Genomic DNA, 17860 nt, shown 5'->3' on the forward strand with positions numbered 1-17860 from the left:
ACCCATTTTAGTTTTTGTGTTCGCGCACGCTGGCAAGCAGCAAGCTCAATACGCCATACAACATCAAGCCAATCACAAAAGTTGCCAAAGTGTTGTAAAGGCGTTTGGGTTCTTGTGCCATATCGGGAACATTGGGCAGGGCAACCACTTCCAAATAAAGTTGTTGGCGGTCGGCTTCGGCTTTTGCGCTTTCCAAGGAAGTCATGGCGGCTGCCATTTGTTTTTCAGCCAGCTCGTTTTCCAACATCAGGCGTTGGTATTCGGCGGCGCGGCTTGCCATGGATGCGTTGTTTCTGCCTGCAATCAAATCGCTTTGTTTTTTGATTTCGGCGCGTAAACTTTTTTCGCGGGTTTCCAAACCTGAAATTTGGGGATTATCGGGCGTGATGGCGCGAACTTGGTCTAGCTGGGTTTGAATCACAATCAATTCATCTTGCAATTTGGAAACCAAACTTAATTGTGCCGATGATTGCTCTTTCAAATCAAAAATGCCGTGTTGTATGCGATAAGTCATCAATTTATCGGCAATTTGTTTCACTTGCTCTTCGGCTTGTTTGACGTTTTCTTGTGCAAAGGCGATGGTGTCGCTGCGGGCGCGTTGATTGAGTTGGTTAATCAGGGTTTCGCCTTTTTGCAACAGGGCTTGGTTGATTTGATTGGCTTCTTTGGGGTCAAACGCGCGAACACGCAAAGTGGCAATGCCTGAAACCGCGTCAAAGCTGATGCCCACTTTTTGGCGATAATATTGGTAAAAGGCTTCGTGTGAATTTTCCCAACCAAAACCGTTAAAACGGCTGAATACATCGCCTTTTTGCTCATAAAAGCTGCGAACAGGCATTTTTTCGGCAATCAGTGCGTCCAAAGCGGTGCGTGAACGCATGTATTCTTGCACGGTGTAGTTATCATCTTGGGCGCGAGACATGCCGCCCAAACCTTGAAACAGCACACCCAAACCACCCATGCCCGATGATGAGCCAGAAGGCGAACGCACCACAAAACTGGATTCGGAAATGTATTGGTCGGACGCGATGCCGCCAAAATAAATGCTGGCTGAAAAAGTGGGCAAAATCACACACAGCCACAACAAGGGATTGAACAATCGGCTGCGGCGTTTGCGTTTTTTTTGAATGCGCTGTTGTGCTTGGGTAACCACGTCAATTTGCGTGTCTTTGTTTTCGGTTTCTGCCATTTGAATGAAACTTTCGGTTTGGGTTTTTCAGGCTGCCTGAAAAAGATTTTTTGATGAAAAACAACTTTTCAGGCAGCAGAAAAATCCAAACAGGCTGCCTGAAAAAATGTTTAATGACTCAAATTTTGTACGCTGTTTGCGCCACCCACAATGGGCGAGAAAATCAAATGCAAGAATTTTTGCAATTCAGACGCGGGCGCGTTGGCAACGTAAATCATGTCTTTGTCTTGAATGGGAAAACGTTGCAACCAAAACAGCGATTGGGCATTGCGCAAATTCAGGCGATACACCACAGGCACTTCCATATTGGCGCGATAGCCTTGTGCCAGCCAATTTTGTTGCGCCTGCTGCGGCAAGGCATAAAGCGGCTGATGACGGAACACAAACACACCACTGGCATCGGCACGATTATCGAGCAAGCCGCCTGCGGTACTCAATGCCTCGCCCAAATTCAAGCCTTTGGCGGAAAAGCGGAATTGTTGATTTCTGCCCAATGCGCCAAATGCGGTAAAACTCAATGGATTGGTTTTGAGCGTAATCACATCATTGGGGCGCAAATAGATGTTTTGCGAAGGGCTTTCGGTTAAATCTTCCAAAGAAACGGTGCGAACCTGATTTTGGCGTGTGAATTGCACCGACACATCGCGCACATCGCTGTTGGTGCCACCCACGGCGGCAATCGCGTCCAAAACGCGCTCGCGGTGTGGGGTCAGTGGCATGCGTACGCTTTTGCCTGCACCAATCACGGTAACATTGGCTGAATGGTTTTGTGCCACGCGCACCAAGGCTTGTGGTTGATTTGCCATGCGTTTGAGGCGTGATACGATGTCTTTTTGGATTTGCTCTGGGGTTTTGCCGCGCACCACAATCGCGCCCAAAAAGGGAACGGAAACTTTGCCGCTTTCGCTGACCATTTGCGGTGGCAAATTGATGTGTTGCGCCGTACCCGAACCCATGGAATTGAGCGCACCGCCAAACAACAAAGCAGGTGGCGATTCCCAAATGCCAATCTCCAACACATCGCCTGCATTGACCACATCGGCTGACCCCACGGTGGCGTTGCCCAAATCGGCTAAACTTTGTTTGGGTTGCGATAAGTAGAGTTGTTGAGACAGGGCATCATCAACATCAATGATTTCCACTTTGGGTAAAGCGGCTGGGTTTTCGCTGGCTGAAACATTGATTTCGTTCACGCCTTTTGCGGTGGGACCTGACGCTGGCAAATACGCGCCACAGGCAGACAATAATACGGTTACTGCAACACACAAGGGCAGCATTTTGGTTGTAAAACGTGTTGTCATCACAAACATTACCCCGCAGGGTAGCAGTCAATCATGTTTGCATTTTAACATGATTTTCAGGCTGGCTGAAATTTTACATTTTGGGGGCAAGCTGTTAAACTTGCAAGGTTTTCATTTTGATTTGGCTGTTATGCAAAACGCTGACACTTCGGCTTTATCACAATTTGTTTTTTTCAGGCTGCCTGAAACGCCACTTTGACGTTGATTCAGGCAGCTTTTTGTTGTTGTTTTTTTATTATTTTATTTGAAGGATACCTGCAATCATGGATTTAAGCTGGCTTGCCGAGCCGCAAACTTGGATAGGTTTTGCCACTTTGTTGATTTTGGAAGTGGTGTTGGGCATAGACAATCTCGTTTTTGTGGCGATTTTGGCAAATAAGGTCAAACCGTCTTTGCGCGATAAGGCGCGTATGACGGGCTTGGGCTTGGCGGTGGCGATTCGGCTGGTGATGTTGGCTTTTATGGCGAAAATCATCACGCTCACCGAACCTTTGTTCAGCGCGTGGGGGCAAAATGTGTCGGGCAAGGATTTGATTATGCTCTGCGGTGGCGTGTTTTTGCTGTATAAAGCCACCACCGAATTGCACGAACGCTTGGAAGGCGCAAACCAATTTCACGTTGCCGACCACCACAAAAAACACGCGGCTTTTTGGGGCGTGGTGGCGCAAATTTTGGTGCTGGACGCGGTATTCTCCATAGACAGCGTGATTACCGCCGTGGCAATGGTGGAACACATTGTGGTGGCAATGGCGGCGGTGGTGGTGGCAATGGCGGTCATGATTTCAGCCAGCAAACCGCTTACCGATTTTGTGGACAGACACCCCACAGTGGTGATGTTGTGTTTGGGCTTTTTGCTGATGATTGGATTCAGCTTGATTGCCGAAGCCTTTCATTTCCACATTCCGAAAGGTTATTTGTATGCGGCAATCGGCTTTTCCATTTTGATTGAGATTTTTAACCAAATTTCGCAAAAAAACACCAAGAAAAAAGAATACATTGGCAGCTCGTGGCGACAACGCACGGCTGAAAATGTGTTGGGCATGATGGGCATACGCGAAACGCTGTTGGCAAAAGAACAATCGCCCGACCAAACCCGCTTTGAGGACAACGAAAAAGCCATGATACGCAGCGTGCTGACGCTGGCTGAACGCCCCATTTTTGGCGTGATGATTCCGCGCAGCGATATTGAACGCTTGGACATTTCGCAAAGCAAAGATGAACAAAAACACAAACTCATCAGCAGCCCCTATGCGCGTATGCTGGTGGTGGGCAAGGCGGGCGTGGACGAACCTTTGGGCTACATCAACAAAAAAGATTTACTCGCCAATGTGTTGGAAACGGGCGAAATCAACATTCAGGCAGCCTTAAAACAGCCGCTCATGCTGCCTGAAAGCGCAACGGCACTGATGGCAATTGAACTGTTTCGCCAACACAGCGCAGATTATGCTTTGGTGGTGGACGAATTTGGCGCGGTGCTGGGCATGGTTACGATGAAAGATTTGCTGGAAACCATTGCAGGCGAATTTCCCGAAGAATTTGAACGCCAAGACGAACCCATGTTGCAAGAACACACCGACAACAGCCTGACCGTTGATGGCGCATTGGAATATGTGGAACTCGCTCCGCAACTGGCTTTGCCACCGCAAACAGACGATACCCAATTTCACACCGTAGCAGGATTGATTATGGAAGAAATGGGCGATTTACCCGAAGTGGGCGATGCGATTGAATTTCACGGTTGGCGATTTAGCGTGTTGGAAAAAGACGGACACAAAATTGAGCGCGTGAAAATTGAACGCATTCCCGAAGAGGAATGATTTTTCAGTAGAACAAGCGTAGGGGCTAATGACAATTCGTTTCGCGATTGTTTTTTCATCAAAATTGCCAACTTCTGCGTCAAAAATACGCGCCAATGGGTGGCATTGACTCGCATTTTCTCCTTGAATTTGACAGCGAAGCGGTGTTTGCCTGAAAAACCAACTTCGCGCCCAAATTGTCATTAGCCCCTAAGGTGCAATTCATTGCACCATTTTTCCTGACAAAACATGGATTTGGTGCAACAAGTTACTCCCTACACCGTATGTCATATAAGGATAAACCATGATTATCGTCATGCAAAACCAAGCCGATGAAAGCGCGATTGAGCGCGTGGTGGCAACCATACGCCAGCGCGGTTTGAGCGAACACATTTCACGCGGCAAAGAGCGTACCATCATTGGCGCGGTGGGCGATGAGCGCGTGTTTGACGTGACAGAATTTGAACGCCTGCCACAAGTGGAACGCGCCATGAAAATCATGCACGATTGGCGCATCATCAGCCGCGAAGCATGGGCGCAAGACACCGTGATTACCGTGCGCGGTGTGGCTTTGGGCGGTGGCGAAACACAGTTTGTGGCAAGCGATGTTTCGTCCGATTTGGCGATGATTTTGCTTGACCCATTCAACGCCCCTGCCAATCCCTACGCCCTTTCAGGCAGCCTGAACGAAAAAGCCGCCAGCAAAAAATTGCAAAGCGATATTCAACATTTACATCAAAATCAACAAATCGCATGGGTTCGCGTACGCGACAGCAGCCATTTGGAGGCGGCATTGTCATCACAAGCCGATGTGCTGTATTTGGGTGGCGAATTGTTGGCAAATCGGCACATTTTGCACACCGTAGGCTGCCTGAACACGCCCGTGGTGGTGTGCAAAAGCCCACACCACAGTTGGCGCGATTGGCTGATGGCGGCAGAACAAATCGTGTTGCACGGCAATCAACACGTTATTTTGGGCGAATCAGGCACACTGTCGTGGCACGGCGCACCTTTGCGTTTGGACGTGGACGCGATTGCCGCCGCCAAGCAGTTGAGCCATTTACCCGTGTTGGCAAACATCAGCCAGTTGGCACATCGGCAAATGCCACATGAAGTGTTGCTGAAATTGGCGCAAGCGGCAGGGGCTGATGTGATTGTGGTTTAAACTGCCTGAAATCACATCGCCACCCACACCACCATCAACAAAGGCGCAGCCACATTCACAATAAAGCCAAAACTGATGGCAACAGGCACCACCGCCAATCCGCCCGATTTTTGAATAATCGGCAAGGTAAAATCCAAACTGGTTGCGCCGCCCACGCCAATCGCAGCAGCCGCCGAACGCCTCATCAACAAAGGGATAAACGCCAAAGCAAAAAATTCGCGCAACAAATCATTGAGCAAAGCCACGCTGCCCCACGTTGCGCCATAGGCTTGCGTCATCACAATGCCCGACAGCGAATACCAACCATAACCCGATGCCAACGCCAAACCTTTGCTCCACGAAACATCGTCCAACACCGCAGCAAAAATTGCCCCTGCCAATGCGCTAGACAACATCATCACCACACTGATTTGCATACCATATTGATTTAAAATCACTTGTTTGAGTGAAATGCCGTTGCCACGCAACAAAATCCCCACCACAAAAATCAACATCATCAACGCATACAAACCCGCATCATGCGGTGGCAATGCGTTTTCAGGCAGCCTGAAACCCAAAATCACGCCCAAAATCAAAATGGCAATTTGTTTTGCGCTGTCGGCAAAATTGAATTTGCCTTGCACGTTTTGGGCTGCCTGAACGTGGCGTTGGCGCGTGTAAACATCAAACGCCCACAACGCAGCCACATTGCACAACATCAACAAAACAAACAAAAAAAGCGCATAAAAAACAATGTTATTCAATTCTTGAAACAGATTTTCCGTTTGCGCCAAACCCATGCCGATGAGCAACAAAATGGCGTAAACCAAATAATTCAAAAACTGTTCCAGCCTTTTCAGGCAGCCTTTTGGCACTTTAAAGCAAAATCCAATAAATAAAGGCAATAATATCGTCATAATGGTTTGTAAACTTTGCATGGTGGAACCGTTTGCTTTCAAAAAAGCAAAATTATAGGGACAAAAACGGTTTCAGGCAGCCTGAAAACCCCATTTTCCTTTACAATCCCATTTTATTTTATTTTGCAAAACCCAAACACAATGGCAAAAAATCCATCTTATTCCGAAGAAAGCATTAAAGTTCTCAAAGGTTTAGAGCCTGTCAAAGAACGCCCTGGTATGTACACCCGCACCGATTCGCCCACCCACATCATTCAAGAAGTGATAGACAATGCCGCAGACGAAGCATTGGGCGGACACGCCACACAAATTGACGTACAAATCCACCCCGACCATTCCATTACCGTGCGCGACAACGGGCGCGGCATTCCCACAGGCTTGCACCCCATTGAGCAAATTCCCGTTGTGGAACTGGTGTTTACCCAGCTCCACGCAGGCGGCAAATTCAACAAAAAAGACGGCAATGGCGCATACGCCTTTTCAGGCGGTTTGCACGGCGTGGGCGTGTCCGTAACCAACGCCCTGTCCACGCGCTTAGAAGTCAGCGTCAAACGCGAAGGCAAAATCTCACGCATCGTGTTCGCGCATGGCGAAGTGCTTGAACCGCTACACGAAATCGGCAAATGCAGCCCCAAAGACACAGGCACCGAAATCCGCGTTTACCCCGACCCCAAATACTTTGAACAAGCCAACTACAATTTAACCGAATTAGAACGCCTGCTCCGCGCCAAAGCCGTGTTATTACAAGGCGTGAGCGTGTCGCTAACGCGCCACATCAAAGGGCAGCCTGAAAATACCGCCCACACCCAAACATGGCATTATCCGCAAGGTTTACGCAGCTATCTTGCCGATTTATTGGTAAACGCACAAGAAATCGCCCCCATTTTCGCCAGCGAAAACCACATTTCAGGCAGCCACGAAGATTTCCGCGAAGGCGAAGGCGCGGCATTCGCGCTCACATGGCTGGAAGAAGGCAGTTGCGCCAACGAAAGCTACGTCAATCTCATTCCCACGCCATTGGGCGGCACGCACGAAGCAGGTTTAAAACAAGCCACGTTCAATGCCGTAAACAATTTCATCAATCACCACAACCTGTTACCGCGTGGCATCAAATTGCAAAGCGATGACGTGTTCAGCCGCGTGGCGTTTGTGCTGTCCGCGCGCGTACTTGACCCCCAATTCCAAGGGCAAACCAAAGACAAACTCACCAACCGAGACGCGCTCAAACTGGTTGCCACCGTGTGTGCCGACCCATTGGAATTGTGGCTCAATCAAAACGTGGAAATGGGCAAAAAAATCGCCGAGCTAGCCATCAAACAAGCCCAAGCGCGTATGCGTTCCGTGAAAAAAGTGGAAAAGAAAAAAGGCTCTGGCGTGGCGGTTTTACCAGGCAAATTGACCGATTGCGAAAGCGAAGACGTACGCGAAAACGAATTGTTTTTGGTAGAGGGCGATTCGGCTGGCGGTTCAGCCAAATTGGCGCGCGACAAACGCTTTCAGGCAGTCTTGCCTTTGCGCGGTAAGGTGTTGAACAGCTTTGAAATTCACAAAGACCAACTGTTTGGCAATGCCGAAATCCACGACATTTCAGTCGCCATTGGCGTGGACCCACACGGTGCCGATGACGATGTGGATTTGAGCGGTTTGCGTTACGGCAAAATCGCCATTTTGTCCGATGCAGACGTGGACGGCGCACACATTCAAGTGTTGCTTTTGACGCTTTTTTACCGTCATTTTCCGAAATTGGTGGCAAATGGCAACATTTATGTGGCACAACCACCGCTTTTCCGCGTGGACGTGAACGCGCAAGGCAAAAACAAACCCGCTCGCAAATTGTACGCGCTGGACGAAAACGAATTGAAAGCCATTTTGGAACGATTGAGCAGCGAAAAAATCCGCGAAAATGGTTTTTCCATCAGCCGATTCAAAGGTTTGGGCGAGATGAATCCCGACCAACTGAAAGACACCACCTTGCACCCCGACACACGCAGGCTGCTGCAAGTGCAAATTCCCACACAAGACACAGCGCACACCGAAACCGTGTTCCTGAAACTGATGGGCAAGGGCGAAGCGGCAAGTCGCCGCGCGTGGATGGAAGCCGAAGGGGATAAGGCGGAAGGGGATATTTAAAATAATTTCAATGATTTCATTTTTCAGGCTGCTTGAATGTTCAGGCAGCCTGAAAGGTAGGAAAATGACTAAAATGAAAGAAAACCCATTGTTTTTATTAGCCCTATTTTTAGCAAGCATTGTGCCATTGTTTTTTAAAAAATGGTTGGGTGCAGAAGTTTGGATGATGTTGGCAGTGATTGCTGCTTTAACCGTGATGTTTTCCTTGTTTGCTTTGCTCAAACAACAAGCCACTTCTCACATCATTGCTTTTGGGCGCGTGTTCTTTTTTGGCATGATTATCTTGCCTTATATGGTTATATTTAAAGAATTTTCATCTTGGTCTTTGTTGATACCATTGCTGGCTTGTTATATTTTTGCTGATTTACACCGTCATCTCAAATGGCTTTATGTATTGGTGGCGATGGCTTTATTGGTAGCACCGATGGTCGTTTATGTGAAATATGATACGGCAAAACAAGCCATTATCCATCATTCCACCCAGACCCTTTCAGGCAGCATTCCCAAAAGCAAATCCAGTTTTACCAAGCCATGTGGTAAAGGGGGACGTTGCACATTTTATTTTTTGGACTTGGCTGGCGTGAAATTTCAATGCGACCTGCATTCAAAAAAGACAATGGACACATTCATCTGCCAAGACATTTACCAACACGCTGGCAAAATCGCCACCGCCCAATACATTTTTGAAAATCAAAAAAAAGCCCGTCTCGTTTCCCTGCGCGTGGACAATCAAACACTTTGGTCGCCCGAACAGACTTTGGCGTGGTATCAGCACAGGGAACGGACTGTGTGGCGCGAATTTGGGGTGGGTTTGCTGCTGATTAGTTTGCCGTTTGCGCTGCTGTTTTTGTGGGCGCGGCGATTGGCGTTTCAGGCAGCCTGAAACCGCACTACTGCCCTGCCATTTGCACCATCAACAAACGACCGCCTTGACCTTTTTGCAACAAAATTTGGCTGCCTTCACGCAACTGAATTTTACCGCCCACGCCAATGGCGGTTTTGCTTTGCACATCATACATTTCAGGCAATCTTTCGTTTACCAGCCACCAATTACCCTGATGTTGCACAAAATAGCCCACGCGCTTGGCATCTTCGGCAGACAAGCGTTCGTTGGGGAACACATTTTTGTTGGCATGCCACGCAAACAGCGATTGTCCACTGTACACCATAATCCGATGATTATCAGGCAAATAGCTGCCATTGGGCGCGGCAGAATACAAATTCAATACAGGCAGGCTGCCTGAATGCGGCGTACCGCAAAACGGGCAAACAGGGTGGCGCGAATTGTCAAAAGCGTACCACTTTTGCTCGCAACTGGCATTGGCACACGGTTGCAGCAAATCCACCGTTTTGACCAAAGCACGTTCCCACTCATCGGCGGTGGGGCGCAACTGCGGTTGATGCAGCGCGTCCACAAAAGCGCGTTTAAACAAATCGGCGATGTAGCTGCCACACACGGTATAGGGGATTTTTTGGGTGTCTTTCCATGGCAAATCGCTGTTTTTGCAGTTGGCGATTTTAATGCGATTGCTGGTGTCGGTGGGGTGTTCAATAAACAATGCTTGGCTGCCCATGCCCAATTCTTCATCGCGTTGTGGGTCGTTGGGGTCGTGGATTTTGTCGCCGCGCAAGGGGTGGCGATACAGCAAATACATGTAAATCAACACCGCCAAAGCGTGCAAATCGGTGGTGCGACTGGGCAATTTGCGCTGTGGGTCATCGCTGGGCAAATGTGCGCTGGCAACCACCTCGGGCGCAATAAAATCGGGCGTACCCACCACGCTGGGCGGGTGTTTACCTGGTACAACCAAACCATCAATGTCTATCAGGCAGGCTTGCCCTGTTACGGGGTCTATCAAACAATTTTTGTAACCCAAATCGCTGTGGCTCAAACCCGCCATGTGCATACGCCGTACCGCACGCGCCAACATAATGCAAATTTTCAAATGCGTCATCCAATCGCCCAATTCTTTGGGGTCAAGAAAACGATTGCGGTTGGACGCGCTGGCAAACCATTTGCCGTCTTTGTCTTTGCCCTTAATGTTGAGCATATCGTTGTTGCGGCTGCCGTGTTCAAAGAAAAAACAATCGCGATAAAAAGGCGCAACCACCCCCAATTTGCCATCGTATTCCACCACGGCAGTCGGCCAGCAATACAATTTTTTCAGGTATTCGCCGCCTTCTTGTTCAAAAATGCGTTGGCGATACAAGCCTGTGATTTGCTCCAAACGGTCGCGCGTGGCAGCATTGGCAGGTTCGCGGAAAAATGCCACCACATAATCTTTATTGGGCGAAAACATCACATCTTTCATGCCGCCTTGTGCTTTGATTTCATTAACAAATTGTATGGTTTCGCCATTGCTTGCGGTGAGTGTGATGATTTGGCTCATGGTGTTTCACTTTCGGGGCTGGGATTGGGGCTTTCAGGCTGCCTGAAATCGGTTTTTTCAGGCGCATTTTCAGGCAAATCGGCAATATTTTCATCTGAAACCGCATTTTCAGGCTGCCTGAAATGCGCTTGCGGCACAAACATCGCCAAAGTGCGGTCATCGTGATTGCCTGCCGACCAAAAGTTCAACCATTCTTGCAAAGCCATTTCAGGCTGCTCATTTTGCCAAACCGCTTGCAAATCGGCACACAAATCCTGCCATTTTTGCGGATTTTTCAACTGCAAATCGGTTTCAAATTTGGGGTCGGACACGCCATCGGTCATGACAAACAAAATGGGGGCGTGTTCATTCATATGAATGCGCGTTCGCTGTTTGAGTGCCGCCACCGTGGTTTCATCGGCGGTTAAAAAGCGCGTTTCGCCCGAATAGCTGCCACTGTCGCTTTCGGCAACAAAATGAAGGTGTTGCGTTTCAGGCTGCCAAATTGCCAATGCGCCATCACCCACACCATAGGTGGTGTGTAGCCAAACGCCATTTTCAAGCGGCAAACTCAATACAAACAATAAAGTACACGACAACTGTTTGAGTTCAATGTTGTTTGTTTTGGCGGTTTGGTGCAAAGCCACCATTGCCTGATATGCTGCCTGATTGGTCAAATTGAGCAAGACTTTTTGTTGGTGTGCCAAAGTTTGCTGTGGCGCAAGGGTGTAGTTGTCTTGTTGGCTGTTCAGTAATTGCCACACGCAATCGGCTACTGCCGCCACCGCCACCTGTGAACCCAAACGCGAAAATGCCGCACTGCCTGCACCGTCCGACACCGCCATCAAATGCAAACCCGTTTGTTCATGATGGCGAATCGCAAAATCATCATCACAAGGTTTACCCGTGTGCGCGTGCGAACGCCCCCGAACACGCGCCGCCAACAATGCCCCATGCGTGGTGGTAAGCATTTCACTGTGATTATCGGGCTTATAAAAGGGGATATTGGGGTCGGTTGGGATATTCGTCCACAAATCTTTGGGGTCGGGATTGATGTAAATTTTGTGATACACGGGGCGGAAAGTGCTTTCACTTTGCACATAATAGCGAATTTCCACATCGCCCGAATGCGTGGGTATGCCCGATATGCGTTGCGCGGTTTTGTCCCATTGCAAGCCGCATTCGGGTGTAATGTGAACATCAAGCGCGGTTTCGGGCAAATCCACGCAATACACTTCGCCTTTGCGCGCATTGGGTAAGGTTGGGTTGGTCATCGTTGTTTCAGGTGGCGTTGGGGTGGATTGGGTGGATTGAATGGCATTTTCATGCACCATTTCATTTGAATCGGGTGAATCGGGGTCATTTTCAGGCTGCCTGAACGGTACATCATCATCGTTCAGGCGTTTTGCCACCTCAAACGCCGCCGTGGTATCGTTTTCACAAAAATCCCGCCATTTTTGCCAAAAAGTTTGCGCCAATTCGGGATTTTGCGCCACAAATTCGGCAAATCGCGTTTCATTTTCCGCACATTGCGCCCAAACGCTTTGCCATTCAGATAAAACTTTTGTCATATCAAATCCCTATAAAACCACATTGATTTCAGCAGGTGGCGGTGGCAATTGTGTACGCAAAGAAGGGTTGCCTATACTCACGCTGCTTTGCGCCACCGCCGCCGAAACCCATTGAAAAAATTGGGAAAACGATACCGCATCCATGGTATCCAAAGCCACCACATTGTCGCACAGTTGCTTTAAATAGCTCGCGTCTGCCTTGGGGCCTGCGGCACACGCCACAATGTTGCCAAAGCCCAACTGCTTGATTTTGGGAATGGTTTCGCTGTACACCAATAAATCGGTGGGTTTGCCGTCTGTTAAAATAATGAGTATCGGTCGCCAATCGCCTTTTTGCTGGGCATTGCCCAAAATGCGGTCGCGTTGCACCGCTTGCACAACGTGTTCCAATGCCGCCCCCAAAAACGTTGCGCCACTTTCAGGACACACGATTTCAGGCAACGTTACCTGCTCCAAAGGCGTGGGTGCAAGCAAAGTTTTGATTTGGCTGTCAAATGTGATGAGACTCAAATGCACACTTTCCAGCGCATACGGATTTTGGCGCAATGAAGCCATGAGTGCGCGTAAACCCGTGTTTACCGCCTCAATCGGTTCGCCCCGCATGGAGCCAGAAGTGTCTATGCAAATATAGGTAAGCAATCGGCGCGACATGGTTTTTCCTTATCAAAAAGGCTGCCTGAAAACACACAAAAAACACTTTTCAGGCAGCCTTTTACAGTCCTACACAACTTGAAAATGCTCAATACGGCATGTGATTGGCTTTGAGCAAATCCACAAAACGGTCGGTTTGCGCAAATTCGCCCAAAGCGCGAAACACCCAGCCGCCCTGCCCATCGCGTTCGGCACGGGCAAAAGTCATGGCACAATGTTGGGCATTTTCGGCATTGCCGCCAATTTCGTAGCGACAAATTTCGCGCCCTTTTGCATCACGCGCCAAAATCCGCGCCCGATTCACCCCCGCAAACGACTGACCGCGTTCCTTGCCCTTAAAAATCACCACCAAAAACACAATGGCATGAAATTGCGCGGGCAAACTGTCCAAATCCACTTCAATCGTTTCATCGTCCATATCGTGGCTGGAACCCGTGCGATTGTCGCCACTCAAACGGATTTTGCCGCTTGGGTGCACCAGCGAATTGTAAAAAACCACATCGCCACCCACCAAAGTGGGGCGACCATTTTCATTCAATTTACCCAAACTGCGGACTTTATCCTGCTCGTCCAACACCAGCGCAATCGCGTCCAAATCGTATTCAGGCTGGCTGTTAATCACTTCCCAGCTCAAACCCACACTCAAACGCGACAAATCAAAACCCGTGTCTTTACGCAAATTCACGCCTTGACCTTTACGCAAGGAAATTGCCATATTTTACCTCCCCCTCAAATTGAATTACATCACCACATTGATTTCAGGTGGCGGCGGTGGCAATTCGTCCAAGCCACTCACTTCCTTACCGTTTTCCACTTTTTGACTGGACACCGAAATGGAAGCTGACACCCATTTGAAAAAGGCTTTAATGGACGTGGCATCAGCCGTATCCAAAGACACCACCGTTTCCGTGATTTGTTTCAAAGTGGCGGTATCGGCAGACGAACCTGCGGCACACGCCACAAAAGTGCCTGTTTTCACGCCTTTCATCGCATTCAAGCCCTTGCTCAAACTGTCGGTGGGCGAACCGTCAGACAGTAAAAACACCACAGGTTTCCAATCGCCTTTAACTTCTGCGCTGCCTTTAACCACTTCACGGTTAATGCAATCGGCAAGCAAGCTCAATGCTTCGCCCATGGCGGTGGTGCCATTGGCTTCAATGTGCGGCACTTGAAAATTCATCAATTCGGTTAAGGGCGTAACTTGCTGGGCATTGCTGCTGAACGTAATCACAGACAAATAAGCCGTTTCCAAAGCATAAGGGTCTTGACGCAATGCGGATACCAAAACCTGCAAACCATTGCGAACGGCTTCAATGGCTTCGCCGTGCATAGAACCAGAAGTATCCACCAATAAATAAACGGGTAAGCGGCGCATGATTGCTTTCCTTTGTGTTGATTTTGTTGAAAAAAAGTAAAGTATTGCAACGCGTTTTTGATTTTAGAATAACTGCCTTGATTTTACAAGACCCATTTGGCAAAAAAAGCCACATTCTGATTGACCCATGAATTTTTTTATCAAAAAATTCCCCAAAACTCGGCAAAATCATTTACAATCACTTTTGTGGTTTAATTTGATTGAAATGAAAAATAAGGACTTGATTTGATGAATGAACATTTGGGCTTTCCAGCAGAAACCGTGGCGGTTTTTGTGATTTTATCTGTGGGTGCAATTGCCATTGACCTGTTCGCCCACAAAGACAACAAACCCATGAGCTTAAAAAGCGCGTCTTTGTGGTCGCTGTTTTGGGTTTTGGTGTCGGTGGCATTTGGTGTGTTTTTGTGGGTGCATCACGGCAGCGAAATGGCTAGCCTGTTTTTCACGGGCTATGCTTTGGAAAAAGTGCTGTCGGTGGACAATCTGTTTTTGATGATGGCGGTGTTTGCGTGGTTTAAAGTACCAGAGGGTTTGCGCCATCGCGTGTTGTATTGGGGCATTATTGGGGCGATTGTGTTCCGCATGATTTTTGTGGCGATTGGCACGGGATTGTTGGCTTTGGGTCCTTATGTGGAGCTGATTTTTGCCCTGATTGTGGGCTGGACTGCCGTGATGATGCTCAAACAAGGCGATGAAGCAGATGAAAACGAAGATTATTCGGAACATTTGGCTTATCGTTGGGTACACAAATTTTTCCCTGTGTTTCCGCGTTTGCATGGACACCATTTTTTCTTGAACGCGGCAGAATTGCAACAAGCGCGTGAAGCCCACCCCGATGTGAAACTGGAATTGGCTGGCGAAGATGTGCATCACCCTGAAAACAGCCACCCTACCCCAATGAAGGCAGGTCAATGGGTTGCGACACCTTTGTTTTTGTGCTTGGCGGTGATTGAATTGTCTGATGTGATGTTTGCGTTTGACAGCGTGCCTGCTGTGATTGCGGTTTCCAAAGAGCCATTGATTGTGTACAGCGCAATGATGTTTGCGATTTTGGGTTTGCGAACTTTGTATTTTGTGCTGGAAGCCTTAAAAGGCTATTTGGTGCATTTGGAAAAGGCGGTCATTGTGTTGCTGTTTTTCATTGCATTTAAGCTGGGTTTGGCGGCAACCAATCATTTGTTTCATCATGGGTTTGAAATTTCGCCCAATGCGTCTTTGGTGGTGGTGGCGGTGGTGTTGATTTTGGGCGTGGTGGCATCGTTTGTCTTCCCCGAAAAAAACGACAACCAACCGAATTCATCTGAATAATATTGAAAATCTTTTTTCAGGCAGCCTGAAAAAATGGGTAAGCTGCCTGAAAATGCACGGCAAAATGCGTTTTCAGGCGGCTTTTTTCTTCACAATCAAACAGGGAGTATTGATTTATGGCAGTAACATTAAGCAAAGGTCAAAATGTTTCTTTGAGCAAAACCGACCCCTTGTTGAAACACATTTTAATCGGCTTGGGCTGGGACGCGCGCAGCAGCGATGGTCAGGCATTTGATTTGGACGCGAGCGTGTTCATGACCAATGAACAGGGCAAAGTGCCATCTGATGAATGTTTTGTGTTTTACAATCAACTGGTTTCGCCATGCGCTTCGGTGCAACACACGGGCGACAATTTAACGGGAGACGGCGATGGCGATGACGAAAGCGTCTTGGTTGAATTGGATAAAGTGCCTGCCAACATCAAATCTTTGTTTGTTACCGTTACCATTCACGATGCGGATTTGCGTAAACAAAATTTTGGGCAAGTGAGCAATGCCTTTGTGCGTTTGGTCAATCACGAAACGGGACAGGAAGTGTTGCGCTTTGATTTGTCGGAAGATTACAGCACGGAAACCGCCATGGTGTTTGGCGAAGTGTATCGCCACAATGGGGATTGGAAATTCCGCGCCATTGGTCAAGGCTATTCAGGCGGATTGTTGAGTTTGTGCCAACAATATGGTGTGAATGTGGCATAGGGCTTTCAGGCAGCCTGAAAGCGTCTTTTTATCAAAATCAGGAGTTCAATTATGGCAATCAGTTTACAAAAAGGTGGCAACATCAATTTGAGCAAAGAAGCCCCCACCTTAACCCAAATGCACATTGGTTTGGGCTGGGACGTTCGTGCCACCGATGGCGAAAGTTTTGATTTGGACGGCAGCGCGTTTTTGTTGAACAACACAAGCAAAGTACGCTCCGATGCCGATTTCATTTTCTACAACCAAAGCCAGTCCGACACGGGCGCAGTCAAACACTTGGGCGACAACCGCACAGGCGCAGGCGATGGCGATGATGAAGTGATTTTGGTGGATTTGAGCAAAGTCCCTGCCAATGTGGAAAAAATCGCCATTGCCGTAACCATTCACGATGCGGAGGCGCGTAAACAAAATTTTGGACAAGTTGCCAGCGCGTTCATTCGTTGCGTCAATGCCGACAATAATGTGGAAGTGGCACGTTTTGATTTGTCCGAAGACGCATCGGTGGAAACCGCGATGATTTTTGGCGAAATTTACCGCCACAATGGCGAATGGAAATTCAAAGCCATTGGTCAAGGTTTCAAAGGCGGCTTAGCGGCTTTGGCACAACATTTTGGCGTGAACGTGTGATGCGTTTTTCAGGCTGCCTGAATTGTCAAAAACATTTTCAGGCAGCCTGAAAACCACACCCCAAACACAAGGAGCAAACCATGCCCACCTTAACCGTAACAGGCGAACACGACCCCTTTTTGCACATCAGTTTACAGCAAGGCGAATCCATTTCTTGCGAAAGCGATGCCATGGTCATGATGGAAAGCAATTTGGATTTAACCGCCCACATGCAAGGCGGTTTGCTGGGTGCATTGGCACGGCGTTTGGTCAATGGCGAAAGTTTTTTTCAGCAACACATTCAAGCCACACGCGGTGCAGGCGATTGCTTGCTTGCGCCCCCATTTTCAGGCGACATTGAAGTGCTGGACGTGGGCGCGGTGCAATACAAAATTGCCGACACCGCCTATTTGGCAGCCACATCAGGTGTGGGTTTAACCGCACAATTACAGCGCGTGGGTGCCGCCATTTTTGCCGAAACGGGTGGCTTTTTTGTTGGGCAAACTTCGGGGGCTGGGCAAGTGGCGGTATGCGGTTTTGGCTCATTGTTTACGCTGGACGTTACCCCCAACAACCCCATTACCATAGACAACGGTCATGTGGTGGCATGGGACAGCAGCCTGAATTACCAAATCTCATTAAGCACAGGGCAAAATCGCAGTGTATTGGGCAACATCATCAACAGCATAACCAGTGGCGAAGGTGTGGTATTGCGGTTTTCAGGGGTGGGCAAAGTGGTGATTTGTTCGCGCAACATGAACAGTTTCATTGCCGAAATTCGCAATCAAATCAGCAAATAATCTTTTAG

General features: G+C 48.5%; 16 protein-coding genes. 8 read left to right on the forward strand and 8 right to left on the reverse strand.

What is annotated here, in order from left to right; translation table 11 throughout:
• Positions 1 to 7 precede the first annotated feature (7 nt).
• Both H3L97_RS09165 and H3L97_RS09170 read right to left on the reverse strand, forming a co-directional pair.
• The gene (locus tag H3L97_RS09165; protein WP_097113249.1) at positions 8 to 1189 is read right to left on the reverse strand and encodes a capsule biosynthesis protein; all 1182 of its coding nucleotides are present in this window, start codon (positions 1187 to 1189) and stop codon (positions 8 to 10) included.
• Between the two features lie 110 nt (positions 1190 to 1299).
• Entirely contained in the window at positions 1300 to 2490 is a 1191-nt protein-coding gene (locus H3L97_RS09170; RefSeq protein ID WP_224446360.1) for a polysaccharide biosynthesis/export family protein, read from the reverse strand.
• 263 nt (positions 2491 to 2753) lie between these two features.
• Between H3L97_RS09170 and H3L97_RS09175 the strand changes: the two genes are divergently transcribed.
• The gene (locus H3L97_RS09175; RefSeq protein ID WP_097113250.1) at positions 2754 to 4307 is read left to right on the forward strand and encodes a TerC family protein; all 1554 of its coding nucleotides are present in this window, start codon (positions 2754 to 2756) and stop codon (positions 4305 to 4307) included.
• Positions 4308 to 4590: 283 nt separating this feature from the next.
• Positions 4591 to 5451: a 3-deoxy-D-arabino-heptulosonate 7-phosphate synthase gene (locus H3L97_RS09180; protein ID WP_097113251.1), complete on the forward strand. Its 861-nt coding sequence runs from the start codon at positions 4591 to 4593 to the stop codon at positions 5449 to 5451.
• A gap of 11 nt (positions 5452 to 5462) precedes the next feature.
• Here the strand turns inward: H3L97_RS09180 and H3L97_RS09185 are convergent, their stop codons facing one another.
• Positions 5463 to 6368 carry a LysO family transporter gene (locus tag H3L97_RS09185; RefSeq protein ID WP_097113252.1) on the reverse strand — a complete coding sequence of 302 codons (906 nt, stop codon included), beginning with the start codon at positions 6366 to 6368 and terminating at the stop codon, positions 5463 to 5465.
• A gap of 120 nt (positions 6369 to 6488) precedes the next feature.
• On the opposite strand from H3L97_RS09185, the gene H3L97_RS09190 reads away from it, so the two are divergent.
• Both H3L97_RS09190 and H3L97_RS09195 read left to right on the forward strand, forming a co-directional pair.
• The gene (locus H3L97_RS09190) at positions 6489 to 8477 is read left to right on the forward strand and encodes a DNA topoisomerase IV subunit B (protein ID WP_097113299.1); all 1989 of its coding nucleotides are present in this window, start codon (positions 6489 to 6491) and stop codon (positions 8475 to 8477) included.
• Positions 8478 to 8541: 64 nt separating this feature from the next.
• Complete coding sequence (locus tag H3L97_RS09195) at positions 8542 to 9360, forward strand: hypothetical protein (protein ID WP_143269082.1); 819 nt, start codon at positions 8542 to 8544, stop codon at positions 9358 to 9360.
• Positions 9361 to 9367: 7 nt separating this feature from the next.
• Here H3L97_RS09195 and H3L97_RS09200 read toward each other — a convergent pair whose 3' ends face one another.
• The 5 genes from H3L97_RS09200 to H3L97_RS09220 form a co-directional block, all read right to left on the reverse strand.
• Positions 9368 to 10867: a helix-hairpin-helix domain-containing protein gene (locus tag H3L97_RS09200; protein ID WP_097113254.1), complete on the reverse strand. Its 1500-nt coding sequence runs from the start codon at positions 10865 to 10867 to the stop codon at positions 9368 to 9370.
• Positions 10864 to 12417 carry a PP2C family serine/threonine-protein phosphatase gene (locus H3L97_RS09205; protein ID WP_097113255.1) on the reverse strand — a complete coding sequence of 518 codons (1554 nt, stop codon included), beginning with the start codon at positions 12415 to 12417 and terminating at the stop codon, positions 10864 to 10866. The genes H3L97_RS09200 and H3L97_RS09205 overlap by 4 nt, the downstream gene beginning before the upstream one ends.
• 9 nt (positions 12418 to 12426) lie before the next feature.
• Positions 12427 to 13068: a vWA domain-containing protein gene (locus tag H3L97_RS09210; RefSeq protein WP_097113256.1), complete on the reverse strand. Its 642-nt coding sequence runs from the start codon at positions 13066 to 13068 to the stop codon at positions 12427 to 12429.
• A gap of 88 nt (positions 13069 to 13156) precedes the next feature.
• Positions 13157 to 13783 carry a TerD family protein gene (locus tag H3L97_RS09215; RefSeq protein ID WP_097113257.1) on the reverse strand — a complete coding sequence of 209 codons (627 nt, stop codon included), beginning with the start codon at positions 13781 to 13783 and terminating at the stop codon, positions 13157 to 13159.
• Positions 13784 to 13807: 24 nt separating this feature from the next.
• The gene (locus H3L97_RS09220) at positions 13808 to 14443 is read right to left on the reverse strand and encodes a vWA domain-containing protein (protein ID WP_097113258.1); all 636 of its coding nucleotides are present in this window, start codon (positions 14441 to 14443) and stop codon (positions 13808 to 13810) included.
• A gap of 228 nt (positions 14444 to 14671) precedes the next feature.
• Here H3L97_RS09220 and H3L97_RS09225 point away from each other — a divergent pair, with 228 nt between their 5' ends.
• The 4 genes from H3L97_RS09225 to H3L97_RS09240 all read left to right on the forward strand — a co-directional run bounded on the left by H3L97_RS09225 (position 14672) and on the right by H3L97_RS09240 (position 17852).
• A complete protein-coding gene (locus H3L97_RS09225) occupies positions 14672 to 15751 on the forward strand; it encodes a TerC/Alx family metal homeostasis membrane protein (protein WP_097113259.1) in 1080 nt (359 codons plus the stop codon).
• 116 nt (positions 15752 to 15867) lie between these two features.
• Positions 15868 to 16446: a TerD family protein gene (locus tag H3L97_RS09230; RefSeq protein WP_097113260.1), complete on the forward strand. Its 579-nt coding sequence runs from the start codon at positions 15868 to 15870 to the stop codon at positions 16444 to 16446.
• 51 nt (positions 16447 to 16497) lie between these two features.
• Positions 16498 to 17073, forward strand: coding sequence for a TerD family protein (locus H3L97_RS09235; RefSeq protein WP_097113261.1), 576 nt, complete (start codon positions 16498 to 16500; stop codon positions 17071 to 17073).
• 80 nt (positions 17074 to 17153) lie between these two features.
• Positions 17154 to 17852 carry a TIGR00266 family protein gene (locus tag H3L97_RS09240; RefSeq protein ID WP_097113262.1) on the forward strand — a complete coding sequence of 233 codons (699 nt, stop codon included), beginning with the start codon at positions 17154 to 17156 and terminating at the stop codon, positions 17850 to 17852.
• Positions 17853 to 17860: the final 8 nt, after the last annotated feature.

It is taken from the genome of Alysiella filiformis (assembly GCF_014054525.1).
In the GTDB taxonomy this organism is placed as follows: domain Bacteria; phylum Pseudomonadota; class Gammaproteobacteria; order Burkholderiales; family Neisseriaceae; genus Simonsiella; species Simonsiella filiformis.